Here is a 16,220-nt window from a genome sequence, read left to right as displayed (position 1 = left end):
CGCGAACAGCGCATCGCGGCCTTGCTCGCCGTGCGCTCGAGATTCCTGCTGATCACCGGCGGCCCCGGCACGGGCAAGACGACGACGGTGTTGCGCCTGTTGGCGATGTTGATCGAGCAGGCATTCGCGAAGGGAGAGGTGCCGCCGCGCATCGCGCTCGCCGCGCCGACCGGCAAGGCCGCCGCGCGGCTTTCCGAAACCCTGCGCACGCCGCTTGCGCAGGCGAATGCCGGCGTATTGGCGGCGTTGCCGACTTCGGCTTCGACCGTGCATCGATTGATCGGATTGTCTGCCGGGCAGCAGGCGCGTTATCACGGCGGTCGGCCGCTGCCGTTCGATCTCGTGGTCGTCGACGAGGCCTCGATGCTCGATCTCGCACTGGCCGCGCGCCTGTGCGCGGCGCTCGCACCGGACGCACGCTTGATCCTGCTCGGCGACCGCGATCAGCTTGCGTCGGTCGAAACCGGCAGCGTGTTCGGCGCCCTGTGCGCTGCCGCAGGTGCGACGAACCGCTACTCGCCAACGACCGCAACGATGCTGCAAAAACTGCTCGGCGCGGAAGTGGAAAGCTCGGTCGCCGCCGCGCCATTGACCGATGCGCTGGTCGAGCTGCGCCACAGTCATCGCTTCACAGCGGCGAGTGCGATCGGGCGCTTCGCGCGCGCGCTGCGCGAAGGCGCGTACGCGCGAGCACAGGACGTACTCGAAGAGTGCGCGCTCGAATTGCAGACACGCATGGTTGCCGAGCGCGATGTCGCCGCGAGTCTGGTCAGACAATTCGCGCCGCGCTTCGCGAGCCTGGCGCAGGCGCCAACGCCTGAAATCGCGCTGAACCAGCTTGATCGCTTTCGCGTGCTGTGCGCGCTGCGCAGCGGACCCTGCGGCGCGGAAACGATCAATGCACTAATCGAACAGGAGCTGCGCCGAAGCGCGGTGCGTGACGACGGCCCGGGATGGTTCGCCGGACGCCTCGTGATGATCGCCAGCAACGATCCGCGCCAAGGTCTGTTCAACGGCGATATCGGCATCGCATTGCCGAGCGGCGACCATGGCGCGTTCGAGGTCTGGTTCCGCAGCGCCGATGGCGGCATGCTGCGACTCGCGCCGGCGCTGCTGCCTGCGCATCGCGGCGCGTTCGCGTTGACCGTGCACAAGGCACAGGGTTCGGAATTCGACGAAGTGCTCGTCGTGCTGCCCGCGCATGATGCGCGTGTGCTCAGCCGCGAGCTGCTCTACACTGCCGTCACGCGCGCGCGCAAAAAAGTGGAATTGTGGACAAGTCCGCAGATCCTCGAAACAACCATTGCGCGGACTACACGGCGCTGGTCGGGACTGGCGGAAAAGCTCGGGACGCAGGCCTAGGCATCCGGGCGGCGAAAGACGATCACGTTGCCGCCACCGTTGTGCCGTGGCCGTGGTCCGTCCCAGAGCACCGGCACATCCTGCGGCGCAGGCGGTTCGAGTTCGTCGTTCGCAGTGGCGTGGACGTCTTCGTCGTGCTCTTCATCCTCCCAGCTGTAGCGTTTGCGTGGCAGCGCGGCATCGAGACGGAACGTAAGCAGTGCCGCGAGCGCACCCATCACCGCACCGGCAAGATGGTATTCGAACGAGACCTGCTGCTCACGCGGCAGCACGGTCATCAGCATGCCGCCGTAGAGAAAGAACACGAGCAGGGCGATCGCCACACCGAGGCGATCACGGCGCACGAGGCCGATCACGAACAGAAAGAACATCAGGCCATGGGTGATGCCGCTGATGCCGACATGCACCGAAGACCGCGCCCAAAGCCATACGCCGAGACCCGAGCCGAGCCAGATCAGCGGCAGCGCGACGCGCGACGCGCGCGGATAGGCATACAACGTCAGCGCGGCGAGCAGACCCAGTGGCAGGGTGTTCGACATCAGATGCTCGAACGAGGCGTGCACCAACGGCGCGGTAAGGATGCCGACCAGTCCATGCGGGTCGCGCGGGCGGATGCCGAGCGCGTCCATGTCCCAGCCAAGCGCGAATGCACCCAGCCAGGCGAGCCAGATGCCCGCGACGAGGCCGGCAGCGCCGAGCAGTGCGTAAAACACGCGCTTGCGATCGCGCTGCACCGCGGTGGCGTTGGGTTCCGGGGTCGGTGCGGCGATATCCATGTCCTCATCATGGGGATGCACGGCTCGCGTGCAAGAGCAGAGCGATTCGCCGCGTTAGCACGTGAACGTGGAAAAGGGACTGAATTTAGCCCTCGATATTTTGCGTTCTTTGCGTCTTTCGCGGCGAAAAGGCTCTTGCCTTATCATGCCCTGATGAACCTGCCAAACAATCCCGTCGTCCACCTCAAGATCGAACGCCGCTCCAACCATCCATGGATTTTCCAGAAGATGGTCGAGAAGCCGGAGCAGAAGCCCAAGCCCGGCACAGTCGTCGATATCTACGACCGCAACGGTGCGTTTGCCGGGCGCGGTTTCTACAACGGCCACTCGCGTATCGCGCTGCGCGTGCTCACCGCCGATCCGGACGAGGCCGTCGACGAAGCCTTCTTCGCACGCAAGATCGCGCAGGCCGTCGCGTTGCGCCGCGACGTGCTCAAGCTCGACGCCGTCACCGACGCGTATCGCGTGATTCATTCCGAAGGCGATGGCCTGTCCGGCCTCGTCGTCGACCGCTTTGCGAACACGCTTGTCGTCGAATATTTTTCCGCGGGTATCTACAAGCAGCGCGACCTGATCAAGCGCTGCTTGCTGCAGCACTACCCCGATGCGGAAATTTACGCCTTCGCCGAGGAGCATGTGCAAAAGCAGGAAAGCTTCGACTGCAGTGCCCCACCGGCGCCGAAGCCCACGGTGATCCATGAGCACGGCGTGCAGTTTCATGCCGCGCCAGGCAGCAAGCACAAGACCGGATTCTTCGCCGACCAGCGCGACAATCGCTTGCTGCTGTCGGAATTCTGCGCCGGTGCGCGCGTGCTCGATCTGTGCTGCAACTCCGGCGGCTTCGGCATCTACGCGAAGGTGCGCGGCGGCGCGGAGGAAGTCGTCGGCGTCGATCTTGATGAGGAAATTCTGGCCCTCGCCGAACAGAACGCGCGCTTGAACAAGGCTCGGGTGCGCTTTATCCAGGCCGATATCTTCGCCTGGTTGCGCGACGTCGCGGGCAATCCGGAGAAGAAATTCGATGTCGTGATTCTCGATCCGGCCAAGATGACGCGCGACCGCGAGCAGGTGATTCCCGCGCTGAAAAAATACCTCGACATGAACAAGCTCGCGCTGGGCGCGGTGAAGCCCGGCGGTATCCTGCTGACCTGTTCCTGCACCGGCTTGGTCGGCGAGGAACAGTTTCTCGACATGCTGCGGCGCGCGGCGTTCTACGCGAATCGCACGGTACAGGTGCTCAAGGTCGCCGGCGCCGGTCCGGATCATCCGTGGCAGGCGCATGTGCCCGAGTCGCGTTATCTGAAAGCGGCGTTGTGCCGCGTGGAATGACGCGCCCGCAGCGGCGTCCCGTTCTGAAGGCCCGCCAAATGACCGCAAAGCGCGCACAATGGCCGCGTTCGCCGCCTTTACGAATTTTTTCGGTGCGCTGGGCTATAGAAACCCTTCGTTCCGGAAGTCCCGAGTTTGAGCGGCGGCATGGATGCGAGTTCGCCGGCTCCTAGGCGCGGACACCGAATAGTTCGCTGACCATTTCGTTTGGGGAGGAACTTGATGACGGCTCAGGCGTTGCGCTGAGCGGTCGCAACCGAACGAGGTATTGCCTTGGCTGCAAAGCGTGCACGGATGACCGACTGGATTGCACGCTTGCGTGCCGCGCTGGCGCACAACGGCTTTGCGCGATTTGTCGGCGCGCCGCAGGACGCGGTCAGCGATGCGCCGCTGCGCGCCGAGTTGCTCACCGCAGAACAAATGGAGGAACGCGGGGGCGAACTGGCAACCGAGCATCAACTGCGCGCACCACGACGCACCGACTCGCTCCTGCTGCGCCGCCTGAGTTTGAACGAGACGGTGATTCACGAAGCCTGCGCCGTGCTCGCCGACGCGATCCGCGAGCAACGCCGCATCACACCGGGCGGTGAATGGCTGCTGGACAACCTGTATCTGGTCGACGAGCAGATCCGCAAGGCGCGGCAACATCTGCCGCAAAATTACAGCTTCGAATTGCCGGTACTCGCGCGCGGCGTCGCTGCGGGGTTGCCGCGCGTGTACGACATCGCGCTCGAAGCGATCGCACACGGCGACGGGCGCGTCGATCAGGAATCGCTGGGCCGTTTCGTGCATGCGTATCAGGAACATGCACCACTGAGTCTGGGCGAATTGTGGGCGATTCCGATCATGCTGCGCCTGGCCCTGATCGAGAATCTGCGGCGTGCGGCGTTTCGCGTGCGCCGCGAGCGTCTGCACAGCAATCTTGCCGATCGCTGGGCGGCAGCGATGCTCGATATCGCGCAACGCGATCCGAAAAGCTTGATCCTCGTTGTCGCCGACATGGCGCGGGCCGAGCCGCCCATGACCAGCGCCTTCGTCGCCGAGATAGCGCGTCGTCTGCAGGGCACCACGCTCAACTTGCCGATGACCTGGATCGAGCAACGCCTTGGCGAAGTAGGACTCACTACCGAGCAGTTGGTGCAGACCGCACATCATGAGCAAGCGATCGACCAGGTCACGATCAGCAACAGCATCGGCAGCTTGCGTCTGCTCGATGCACTGGACTGGCGCGAATTCGTCGAGAACACGAGCCGCGTGGAGCAGATGCTTGGCGAGGATCCGGCAAAAGTATACAAGCGCATGGATTTCGCCACGCGCGATGTGTACCGGCACGCGGTCGAGCAACTCGCGCGGCAAACGCGGCGCAGCGAGACGGACGTTGCGCGCGAAGCGGTGACGCAGGCGCGTGCGGCGGCGAGCGCCGTGGTCGCGGCCGCAGACGCGGACCTCGAAGCGCACGTCGGCTTCCATCTGATCGGCAAGGGCCGTGCGGCACTGCGCCGACATTGCGCATCGGGTTCGCGCGGGTTGCCGTTCGATAGCTGGCGTCACGGCGGCATGCCGTTCGCGACGTATTTGAGCGCCGTGCTCGCGCTCGGCATCGCGCTGGCTGCACCCGCACTGGGCTTCGTGTGGACGCAAACACCGTCATTGTGGCTGCGTGTACCCGCCGGATTCTGCATGATCGTTGCGCTCAGCTATCCGGTCATCTGGCTGATCAATCGCTGCGCCGTGCTGATAAGTTTGCCACAGCCGCTGCCGCGCATGGACTTGCGCGCCGGTATTCCGCCCGAAGCGCGCACCCTCGTCGTCGTGCCGTGCCTGCTCGGCAGTGTCGACGAGGTCAATAGGCTCGCCGACAACCTTGAGCTGCGCTATGTCGCTAATCGCGATGCGCAGCTCCTTTTCGCCCTGCTCAGCGATTTTGCCGATGCGGCCGAGGCGCAAAGCGCCGCCGACCGGGAAATTCTCGATGCCGCAAGCACGGCCATCGAAGTGCTTAACCGGGGTTACGCTAAGGAGCGCGGCGCCGTATTCTTTCTTCTGCACCGGCCGCGCGTGTGGAGCGAAAGCGAGCGCTGCTGGATGGGGCGCGAGCGCAAACGCGGCAAGCTCACCGATCTCAACGCACTGCTGCTGACCGGCACGAGCACGGGGTTTTCGCACATTGTCGGCGATGTGCGGAATCTGCGCGGCATGCGCTACGTGATCACGCTGGACGCCGACACGCAATTGCCGCGCGATGCGGCGCGCATGCTGGTCGCGACGATGCAGCATCCGCTGAACCGACCGCGCTTCGCGGCGAACGGCCGCGATGTGAGTGCCGGCTACACCATCCTGCAACCGCGCATCGGCAATCTCCTGCCGCCCACAGGCGTGTCGCGTTACGCGGCATTGTTCGGCGGCGATGCCGGCATCGATCCGTACACGATGGCATCGTCGGACTTGTATCAGGATCTATTCGCCGAGGGCTCGTTCATCGGCAAGGGCATTTACGACGTGGAGGCGTTCGAGGGGGCGCTCGGCGAGCGCTTTCCCGACAATCGCATCCTCTCGCACGATCTGCTCGAAGGGTGCTACGCGCATGCGGCACTGACTGCGGATATCGAGTTGTACGAGCAGTATCCGCAAAGCTATCGCGTCGACGCGAAACGGCGCGCGCGCTGGATTCGCGGCGACTGGCAGATCGCCGCGTGGCTGTTTCGATCTGTGCCGATCCCTGCAGGACGGCGCGAACGCAATCCGCTGAGTACGCTGTCGCGCTGGAAAATCTTCGACAACCTGCGCCGCAGCCTTTTGTCGCCCGCGTTGTATGCGCTGCTCCTGTTCGGCTGGTTCGTGCTGCCAGCGCCTGTCCTGTGCGGCGCCTTGGTGCTCGCGATCGCTTTGCTGCCGGTACTCGGCGAGGGCCTGTTCGCGCTGCTGCGCTGGCCAGCCGGTGGCATCCTGCGTCATCTGCGCGACAGTCTGCAGGCAGTGGGTGCGCCCTTGGCGCGAGCGGTATTCATGCTCGCCTGCCTGCCGTTTGAGGCCTGGAAAAACATGACAGCGATCGTGCGCACCGGTTGGCGCGTGCACGTATCGAAACGACACTTGTTGCAATGGGTTGCGTCGAGTGTGGTCGAGCAGAAAGCCAACGCAAGCGGACCGTATGCCACGGCCTGGCGCGAGATGGCGATCGGACCAGCGTCCACCGCCATCATCGCGTTGGCGCTCTGGTTATGGCGGCCCGGTGTGCTGATACTCGCCGCGCCGTGGTTGTTGCTGTGGCTGCTGGCGCCGCCGATCGCAGCCTGGCTGAGCGCCGTACCGGGGCGCGACACGCAGGCTCTGGATGCCAGCCAGATCGCATTCGTGCGCGCCGCCGCACGCCGTACTTGGGCGTTTTTCGAGCGCTTCGTCAGCGCCGACGACAACTGGCTTCCGCCCGACAACTTTCAGGAGCAACCGGTAGCGAAGATCGCGCATCGCACCTCGTCGACCAATATCGGCCTGGGCCTGCTCGCCAATCTCTCTGCGTACGATATGGGTTACATCTCGTTGCGCGGTCTGCTCGCCCGCACCCGGCGTACCTTCGATACCTTGCAAAAGCTGGATCGTTATCGCGGGCATCTCCACAACTGGTACGACACGACCACCCTGCAATCGTTGCAGCCGGTATATATCTCGACCGTCGACAGCGGCAATTTCGTCGCGCTGGTGCTTACCCTGCGCCAGGGTTTGTTCGAATGCCTGCATACGCCCCTCATCGGGCGGCAGGCCTTCGCCGGACTCGCCGACACGTTCGCCGTGTTGCGCTCGCTTGCCGGCGATGCCGATGCGCCGCACTGCCAGGCGTTCGCCGATGCGCTCGCCGGCACGCGTGCGTTGCCCGAGATTTTGCCGGTCGCGGCAACCCGCACCGCGCTGCGCGAGCTGAGCGTGCGCGCGCAAACCCTGCACGATGAGTTGACTGCGCATGGGTCAACGCCAGTCCAAGAATGGGGCGGGAAATTGCTGCGCCAGTGCGCAGCGGCGCTTGCGGACCTTGAGGATTTTTTAGAGGCCGATTGGGCGAGTGATCCAGCGCATGCGGGGGTTGCATCGGCGGAAAAAGATTCGCCGATACCGAGTTTGTCCGCACTCGCGCAATCGGCGTCCACGCCGGCCACCAAAGCGCTCGCCGTCGCCTGCGTGCACGAGATCGAAGCGCTCGGTACGCTTTGCGCCGACTTTGCGCGCGTCGATTACAGTTTTCTGTACGACTCGACGCGCGACCTGTTCGCGATCGGCTACAACGTCAGCGACGGCCGCCGCGACGCTGGTTACTACGATCTGCTCGCCTCGGAAGTGCGCCTCGGTATCTATGTCGCAATTGCGCAAGGTCAGGTGCCGCAGGACAGCTGGTTCGCGCTCGGCCGCGTATTGACGACGACGGATGGCGGCCAGGTGCTGCTGTCTTGGAGCGGCTCGATGTTCGAATATCTGATGCCGCAACTGGTGATGCCGACATTTCCGGGCACCCTGCTCGAACAGTCCGCGCGCGTGGCGGTCGCACGCCAGATCGCCTACGGCCAGCAGAACAATGTGCCTTGGGGCATTTCCGAATCGGGCTTCCATCTAACCGACGCGGGACAGAATTATCACTATCGCGCGTTCGGTGTCCCGGGCCTGGGTCTGCAGCGCGGGCTGGCGCAGGATCTGGTCATCGCGCCGTATGCGAGCGCGCTCGCGCTGGCAGTAGCGCCGGTCGCGGCGACCGAGAATTTGCGCGCGATCGCCGCGCACGGCTGGCTCACGCCGCTGGGTTTCTACGAGGCGATCGATTTTACGCCGGCGCGCATCGTGCACGGTGAAGCGCAGGGCGTCGTGCGCGAATTCATGGCGCATCATCAAGGCATGAGCCTGCTAGCGCTCGCCCAGGCCGCGCTCACCCAGACGCAACAAGTGCCGCCGATGCAACGGCGCTTCGCCGCCGATGCAGAACTGCAGGCGACCCTGCTGCTGCTGCAGGAACGCGTGCCGCGCGGGCTGGTACGCCAGGCACGCGATCCGCAAGAAGTCGATGTGCGCAGCAGCGAAGACAGCGCGCCGACGCCGTTGCGTGTGTTCACACGTGCCGACCGCGCGCGGCCGGCAGTGCAACTGCTGTCGAACGGGCGCTACCACGTCATGCTGACGGAGACTGGCGCCGGTTACAGCCACTGGCAGGATCTGAGCGTGACACGCTGGCGCGAAGACCCGACCCGCGACCCCTGGGGGACATTTGTATACATCCGCGATTGCGCCAGCGACAAAGTTTGGTGCACGGGCGCGCAGGCGCAATCGGCACCGGTCGATCTGCGCGAAACGCTGTTTACGGAAAGTACCGTCGAATTGCGCCTGCGCATGGATCAACTCGAAGTGCGCACGCAGATTCTGGTGTCACCCGAAGACGACATCGAATTGCGCCGCACGCGGATCGGCAACCGCTCGCGCCAGCCGCGCACGTTGGAAATCACCAGCTACGCGGAAGTTGTGCTCGCACCAGGTGTCGCCGATGCGCTGCATCCGGTGTTCGGCAATCTGTTCGTGCAGACCGAGTTGCTGGCGGAGCGCGATGCCATCCTCGCCACGCGCCGCCCGCGTCTGGCGCACGAGATGCAGCCATGGCTGCTGCACCTTGCCGCCGTGCATGGCACGGAGTGCGATGAGATCTCGTTCGAGACCGACCGCATGCGCTTTCTCGGCCGCGGCAACGGCGTGCACAATCCCGCAGCGATGCGTCGCGCGGGGGCATTGTCGGGTAGCGCCGGCGCTGTGCTCGACCCGATCGTTGCCATTCGTCAGCGCATCGTCGTGCCGGCCGAAGGCAACGTGATTGTCGATATGGTGACCGGCGTTGCGACCAGCCGCGCGGGATGCATCGCACTGGCCGACAAATATCACGACCGCTATCTTGCCGATCGCGCGATCGATATGGCGCAGACCCACAACCGCATGGTGCTCGGCCAGCTCAACATCAGCGAGGCGGAAGCGCAAACCTACGCACGTCTGGCCGGTGCGGTGCTGTATGCCGATCCGGCACGCCGCGCAAGCGCCAGCGTCGCCGCGAGCAACCGGCTTAGTCAATCCGGATTGTGGGCGCACGCGATTTCCGGTGACCTGCCAATCGTTCTGGTGCAGATATCCGGTGCCGAGAACGGCGTTGACCACATTGCCCTGATACGCCAACTGGTCAATGCGCACACCTATTGCCGTCTGAAGGGCTTGGTCTTCGATCTGGTGATCTGGAACGAGGAGCGTGGCGGTTATCGACAAGCGCTGCACGATCAAATCGTCGACGCGATTGCCGCAAGCACCGATGCCAGTGCCAACGAACGCCCGGGTGGCATCTTCGTGCGTGCGGTGGAACAGATCAATCACGAGGATCGCGTGCTCATGCAGGCCGTTGCGCGCGTGGTCCTGTCTGATCGCGCCGGCAGCCTGGCCGAGCAGCTGATTCCGCGCAAAAGCAGTGGCGCGGAGGGCGCGCTGAAGAGCGAAGCGGTGCCGAAGCTGGCGCCAACGCGTCGGCCCGATGCCAGCGACGCGCGCCAGGTCACGCTGCCGCGACTGGAGCTGTTCAACGAGTTCGGCGGCTTCGCGCGCAATGGGCGCGAATATGTGATTGTGAGTAGCGAGAATCAGCGTACGCCGCTGCCTTGGGTCAACGTGATCGGCAATCCGCAGTTCGGCTGCGTGGTCAGCGAAAGCGGCTGCGGCTATACTTTTTTCGAGAACGCGCACGAATACCGCCTGACGCCGTGGTCCAACGACCCGGTCAGCGACGCCTGTGGCGAAGCGTTCTATCTGCGTGACGAGGAGTCGGGGCAATTCTGGTCGCCGACACCGTTGCCCGCAGCCGGGCGCGGACGCTATCTGAGCCGGCACGGTTTCGGCTACAGCCAGTTCGAGCACATCGAAAGCGGCATCGCCAGCGAACTGCGCATTCACGTCGATGTCGAGGCACCGGTGAAATTCTTCGTGATCCGTTTGCGCAACGATTCGGGCCGTGCGCGCCGGCTGACCGTCACCGGCTACATCGAATGGGTGCTTGGCGATCTGCCGGCGAAAACCGCGATGCATGTGGTCAGCGAACTCGACGCGTCGGGCGCCCTGCTCGCTCGCAATACCTGGGACAGCGACTTTGCCGAATATGTCGGCTTCTTCGATGTCGATCATCCGCAGCGCACGATCAGTTCCGATCGCAGCGAATTCATCGGCCGCAACGGAAATTTGAGCCAGCCGGCGGCAATGGCGCGCGCGAGCCTGTCCGGACGCGTCGGCGCATTGATGGACCCCTGCGCCGCGATCCAGATTCCGTTCGAGCTGGCCGATGGCGAATCGCGCGATTTCATTTTCCGTCTCGGCGCGGCGCGCAACATCGACGAGGCCAGCGCGCTGATCGCACGTTTCCGTCACCTGGGTTCCGCGCGTACCTCGTTCGATGCGGTTAGCGCGCAATGGAACCGGCTGCTCGGCGCCGTCGTGGTCACCACGCCCGATCCGGCGCTCAACGCACTCGCCAACGGCTGGCTGTTGTATCAAACGATTGCCTGCCGGTTATGGGCGCGCAGCGGTTTCTATCAATCCGGCGGTGCATTCGGCTTCCGCGATCAGTTGCAGGATGCGATGGCGCTGGTGCACGCCGCTCCGTCCCTGCTGCGCGCGCAGATCGTGCTGGCCGCGCAGCATCAGTTCCGCGAAGGCGACGTGCAGCACTGGTGGCATCCGCCCGGCGGCCGCGGCGTACGCACGCAGTGTTCCGACGATTATCTATGGCTGCCGCTGGCCGTGTGCCGCTATGTGCAAGCGACCGGCGACCGCGCCGTGCTCGACGAACACAGCGTCTATCTCGAAGGGCGGCTGCTCAACGCGGGCGAGGAGTCGTATTACGACCTGCCGTTGCGTTCGAACGAAAGCGCGGACCTGTATCAGCATTGCGTGCGTGCGCTCGAGCGCGCGATCACGCATGGCTTGAGCGGCAGCGCTCACGGTTTGCCGCGCATCGGCTCGTGCGACTGGAACGACGGCATGAACAATGTCGGCGCGCAGGGCCAGGGCGAAAGTGTGTGGCTCGGATTTTTTTTCTATCACGTGCTGATGGAATTCCGTGCGCTGGCTAGGGTGCGCGGCGATGACAGCTATGCGGCGCGCTGTGAACGCGTCGCCACTGAGCTGCAGGCAAATCTGCAACGACATGGCTGGGACGGCGACTGGTACCGACGCGCCTATTTCGATGACGGCACTGCGCTGGGCTCGGCGGCGAATACTCAATGCCGCATCGATTCGATTGCGCAAAGCTGGGCGGTGCTCTCGGGCGCGGGCGATCCGCAGCACGCGGCGCGCGCGCTGGATGCGCTCGATAAACAACTGGTCGACGGCGCGGCGAGGTTGATCCGTCTGCTGGATCCGCCATTCGATCGCCCGGCGGAGGAAACCGGCGACGGCAGCGCCGATCAGAGCGCTGCCAATCAGAGCGGTGCCGATCAGAGCGGCGCCACTGGCGATCAGAATTATCACGATCCGGGCTATATCGCCGGCTATGTGCCCGGCGTGCGCGAGAATGGCGGCCAGTACACGCACGCAGCGACCTGGGCGGTGATGGCGTTCGCGCAGGCCGGCCGCGTAGAACGCGCCTGGGAACTGTTCGACCTGATCAACCCTCTGCGCCACGCAGAGACGACGGCCGCTGTCGATGTCTACAAGACCGAACCCTATGTCGTCGCCGCAGATGTGTATTCGAACCAGGCCCATGTCGGTCGCGGCGGCTGGACCTGGTACACCGGCTCGGCCGGCTGGATGTATCGCCTGATCATCGAAACCCTGCTCGGCCTCACGCGCGAGGGCGCGCGCCTGCGCATCGCGCCGCGCCTGCCGCGAGCGTGGCCGGGAGTCGAAATAAGCTACCGTCATGGCGCCGCGACGTATGCGATCAGCGTGCAGCGTGAAGCGACGCGTCCATCGGGAACGATCCTGTTGGACGGTCAAGTGCAGCCCGACAATTCGATTGCGCTTGTCGAAGCTGGCGAGCACCGTGTCGAGGTTACCCTCGCCAGCGATCTGCCGCAGGACTGAGTATTGTCCGCGGCGCGTGCCATAGCTCGCCAATCGGCTAAACTGCGCAGCCTGCGGTTTCAAATGCTGAGCGGGAACGAACTCATGAAAAAGAATCCTGCAAAAGCCACACCCGTCACCCAGACCCAAGCCGAAGACGCTGTGCGCGTCCTGCTGCGCTGGGCCGGCGACGATCCGGCGCGCGAAGGCCTGATCGACACGCCCAAGCGTGTGGCGAACGCATACAAGGACTGGTTCTCGGGCTATACCGACAATCCTGCCGACGAGCTGCGCCGCACCTTCCAGGAAGTCGCCGGTTACGACGAGATGGTCGTGCTGCGCGATATCGAGTTTTCCTCGCACTGCGAGCATCACATGGCGCCGATCATTGGCCGCGCCCACGTCGGCTACCTGCCGAGTAATCGCGTAGTCGGTATTTCCAAGCTCGCCCGCGTCGTCGAAATCTATGCACGCCGCCTGCAGGTACAGGAGAAGCTCACCGCGCAGATCGCGCACTGCATCAACGAAGTGCTCAAGCCGCGCGGTGTCGGCGTGGTGATCGACGCGTCGCACGAATGCATGACCACGCGCGGCGTCAACAAGACCGGTGTGTCGATGATTTCCAGCCAGATGCTCGGCACGTTCCGTACCGATGCGCGCACACGTGGCGAGTTCCTGCGCTTCATCGATATCGATTCGGGGCGGCGCAAGTAAAACGTTTCGTTTCACGCGCGTACTGCTGCAAGTTCCGTTTCTGGTTCAAGGCGGGGTGTAAAAGTGGAGAACGCTGAATCGAAGGGGGCCGCATCGCCAACGCCCGCAGGCACCGCGGTCCGCCGCGCGGCGCTGGTCTTCATCTTCATCACCGTGCTGATCGACATCCTCTCGTTCGGCCTGATCATTCCGGTGCTGCCGCATCTGATCGAGAGCTTTCTCGGCGGCGACGTCTCGCGCGCCGCGATCTGGTACGGGTTTTTCTCGACCGCGTTCTTCGCGATGCAATTCTTCTTCACCCCGGTGCAGGGCGCGCTGTCGGACTGGCTCGGCCGCCGGCCGGTGATCCTGCTGTCGAATCTGGGTCTCGGCCTGGATTTCCTGTTGATGGCGCTGGTCAACACGCTGCCGCTGCTGTTCATCGGCCGCATCATTTCCGGGATTACCGCAGCGAGTTTCTCCACTGCGAATGCCTATCTCGCCGACGTGACGCCGCCGCAGAAGCGCGCGCAGGCCTTCGGCATGCTCGGCATGGCGTTCGGCATCGGCTTCGTCGTTGCGCCGGCGATCGGCGGGTTTCTCGGCGAAATCAACCTGCGTCTGCCGTTCTGGCTGGCGGTCGTGCTGTGCCTGGCGAATTTCACCTACGGCCTGTTCGTGCTGCCGGAGTCCCTGCCGGTGGAAAAACGCACGCCGCACTTCGACTGGGCGCATGCCAATCCACTCGGCTCGCTGAAATTGCTGCAGCGCTATCCGCAGGTGCTCGGCCTGGTCGGCGTGATGTTCCTGATGGCGCTCGCGCACATGGTCTATCCGACCACCTTCGTTCTGTACGCCGACTACCGCTTCCATTGGGGGCCGCAGATGGTCGGCTACACGCTGGCCCTGGTCGGCATCCTCGCTGCAATCGTGCAGGGCGGCCTGATCAAGAAGATCGTCGGCTGGCTCGGTGAACGTGGGACGCTGATGTTCGGTCTCGGCTGCGGCACCGTGGGCTTCGTACTGTACGGACTCGCGCCGACCGGCTGGTGGTTCTGGGCGGCGATGCCGGTCGCGGCACTGTGGGGCGTCTCCAATCCGGCAGCGCAGGCGATCATGACCCATCAGGTGGATCCGCGCGAGCAGGGGCGTCTGCAGGGCGCAGTGGCGAGTCTGTCGAGCGTCGCCGGCATGATCGCGCCGACCATCTTCACCCGCCTCTTCGCCGCAGTGACGCAGGCGCAATGGCATGATGTGGGAGTGGGTGCGACGTTCTTCCTCGCCGGGGCGATGGTCGGTACGGCGTGGCTGCTGGCCTGGCGCGTCACCGCGCACCTGCCATCCTCGACCACTTTGCCAGCGGGCGCGGCAGCGGCTGCCGAAATTGCGGACGTCGCCGCCAATGTCGAGCTGCAAGCGCCGGTCGCCGAAGAGTCACGCGCCTGAATGGCACGGCGGCCTGACTTCCAGCCCATGCCTGCGCGGCGCAACCGCCCAGGATCACGAGTTTGCCGTTGGATGAGATGCGATGACTACGACCCGCCGCGATCTGCTCAAGACCGGAGCCTTGGCTGCCACAGGCCTCGCCGTGCCGGCGCTGATCGCGCGCGCATTCGCCGCCGCGGTGCCGAAGGCGGCCAAGCCCTTGCGAATTCTGATACTCGGCGGTACCGGCTTTATCGGTCCGCATCAGGTGCGCTACGCGCTTGCGCGCGGGCACAAACTGACCCTGTTCAATCGCGGCAAGAATCCGCAGGCGTGGCCGGGCGAAGTCGAGGAACTGCTCGGCGATCGCAACACCGGCGATCTGCAATCGCTGGCCGGGCGCGAGTGGGATGTGTGCATCGACAATCCGACCACGCTGCCGTTCTGGGTGCGCGATGCCGGCAAGGTGCTGAGTGGAAAAGTAAAACAGTATATTTTTATCTCGACGGTGTCGGTGTACGCCGACGACAGCAAGCCCGGCCAGGACGAAAGTGCGGCGCTCGCGCCGTATCGCGGCAAGGACGCGATGGCCGAAACGCAGGCGTCGCTGAAGGCCGATATCGAGCATCTTTACGGCCCGCTGAAGGCCTTGTCGGAGCACGAGGCCGCCAAGCAATTTCCGGGCATCACGACGATTATCCGTCCGGGCCTGATCGTTGGTCCGGGCGACGAAACCGATCGCTTCACCTATTGGCCGGTGCGCCTTGCGCGCGGCGGCGAGGTGCTCGCGCCGGGCAATGGCAAGGACCCGGTGCAGTTCATCGATGCGCGCGATCTGGCCGAGTGGACGATACGCATGGCCGAGCAGCGAGATTTTGGCATCTACAACGCTTTCGGTCCGGCGCGTGAGCTGAGCACGGCGGCGATGCTGACCGGGATCGCCAACGCAATTCATGCCAAGGTCGAACCGGTGTGGGTTCCGGCGGATTTTCTTGCGCAGCAGAAAGTCTCGCCGTGGAGCGATATGCCGGTCTGGGTGCCGGCGCAAGGCGACAGCGCCGGATTCGCGCGGCGCCTGAATCGCCGTGCACTCGCCGCCGGCCTGACCTTCCGCCCGCTGGCGACGACCGCGAGTGGCACCTTGGCCTGGTTCCGCGCACAGCCGCCAGAGCGGCAGGCGAAACTGCGCGCCGGCCTGTCCGCCGAACGTGAGAACGCCGTGCTCGCCGCATGGAAGGCACGGGCGAAATAGTGCCCATCACTTGGTCCGCGATCTTGTGGTTTGCTGGATCGCCTATATTTTGAGCAGAGCCTGATTTTATTCAGGCGTGATGTTTGCAAATCCGAAGTCTGAGCGAGAACTGCGATGCTGACCTTTGTCCTCTGGTTGTTGCTGTTCATTTTCTGCTGGCCGCTGGCGCTGTTGGCCCTGCTGCTGTATCCGATCGTCTGGCTGCTGTTGCTGCCGTTCCGCTTGGTCGGCCTCGCGTTTGAAGGCGTGTTCGAATTTCTGCGCGCCCTGCTGTCGCTGCCCGCACGTGTACTCGGCGGCAAGCCGGCGCGCTAAGTGTGGCGCCG

General features: G+C 64.4%; 8 protein-coding genes. 7 read left to right on the top strand and 1 reads right to left on the bottom strand.

Annotated features, from left to right (window positions below; all coding sequences use genetic code 11):
• A partial coding sequence (recD, locus tag VIE67_RS05625; protein WP_332024121.1) for an exodeoxyribonuclease V subunit alpha occupies positions 1-1,362 on the top strand: 1,362 nt, incomplete at its 5' end.
• On the opposite strand, the gene VIE67_RS05620 is transcribed toward recD, so the two are convergent.
• Entirely contained in the window at positions 1,359-2,138 is a 780-nt protein-coding gene (locus VIE67_RS05620) for a rhomboid family intramembrane serine protease (protein ID WP_332024119.1), read from the bottom strand. The two genes, recD and VIE67_RS05620, sit on opposite strands and share 4 nt — an antisense overlap.
• A 153-nt stretch (positions 2,139-2,291) precedes the next feature.
• Here VIE67_RS05620 and VIE67_RS05615 point away from each other — a divergent pair, with 153 nt between their 5' ends.
• From VIE67_RS05615 to VIE67_RS05590, 6 genes are all read left to right on the top strand, one after another.
• A complete protein-coding gene (locus VIE67_RS05615) occupies positions 2,292-3,467 on the top strand; it encodes a class I SAM-dependent rRNA methyltransferase (RefSeq protein WP_332024117.1) in 1,176 nt (391 codons plus the stop codon).
• Positions 3,468-3,761: 294 nt separating this feature from the next.
• Positions 3,762-12,545 (top strand): GH36-type glycosyl hydrolase domain-containing protein, encoded by an 8,784-nt coding sequence (locus VIE67_RS05610; RefSeq protein WP_332024115.1) that lies wholly within the window; start codon positions 3,762-3,764, stop codon positions 12,543-12,545.
• Between the two features lie 84 nt (positions 12,546-12,629).
• Positions 12,630-13,238, top strand: coding sequence for a GTP cyclohydrolase I FolE (folE, locus tag VIE67_RS05605; RefSeq protein ID WP_332024113.1), 609 nt, complete (start codon positions 12,630-12,632; stop codon positions 13,236-13,238).
• A 63-nt stretch (positions 13,239-13,301) separates the two neighbouring features.
• Positions 13,302-14,663, top strand: coding sequence for a TCR/Tet family MFS transporter (locus VIE67_RS05600; protein WP_332024111.1), 1,362 nt, complete (start codon positions 13,302-13,304; stop codon positions 14,661-14,663).
• Between the two features lie 82 nt (positions 14,664-14,745).
• A complete protein-coding gene (locus tag VIE67_RS05595; RefSeq protein ID WP_332024109.1) occupies positions 14,746-15,894 on the top strand; it encodes an NAD-dependent epimerase/dehydratase family protein in 1,149 nt (382 codons plus the stop codon).
• A 114-nt stretch (positions 15,895-16,008) separates the two neighbouring features.
• On the top strand, positions 16,009-16,209 hold the full coding sequence (locus VIE67_RS05590) for a hypothetical protein (protein ID WP_332024107.1): 201 nt from the start codon (positions 16,009-16,011) through the stop codon (positions 16,207-16,209).
• Positions 16,210-16,220 lie beyond the last annotated feature (11 nt).

Origin of the sequence: Rudaea sp. (assembly GCF_036560865.1) — a bacterium.
In the GTDB taxonomy this organism is placed as follows: Bacteria; Pseudomonadota; Gammaproteobacteria; order Xanthomonadales; family Rhodanobacteraceae; genus Rudaea.
The sequence above is the reverse complement of the archived record's forward strand: the minus strand, read 5'-3'. Positions and strand labels throughout refer to the sequence as shown.

What these genes read in the sequence shown, in the direction of transcription:
- VIE67_RS05620 (WP_332024119.1), bottom strand. Translation starts at nt 2,138, where the DNA reads ATGGATATCGCCGCACCGACCCCGGAACCCAACGCCACCGCGGTGCAG.
- VIE67_RS05615 (WP_332024117.1), top strand. Translation starts at nt 2,292, where the DNA reads ATGAACCTGCCAAACAATCCCGTCGTCCACCTCAAGATCGAACGCCGC.
- VIE67_RS05610 (WP_332024115.1), top strand. Translation starts at nt 3,762, where the DNA reads ATGACCGACTGGATTGCACGCTTGCGTGCCGCGCTGGCGCACAACGGC.
- folE (WP_332024113.1), top strand. Translation starts at nt 12,630, where the DNA reads ATGAAAAAGAATCCTGCAAAAGCCACACCCGTCACCCAGACCCAAGCC.
- VIE67_RS05595 (WP_332024109.1), top strand. Translation starts at nt 14,746, where the DNA reads ATGACTACGACCCGCCGCGATCTGCTCAAGACCGGAGCCTTGGCTGCC.
- VIE67_RS05590 (WP_332024107.1), top strand. Translation starts at nt 16,009, where the DNA reads ATGCTGACCTTTGTCCTCTGGTTGTTGCTGTTCATTTTCTGCTGGCCG.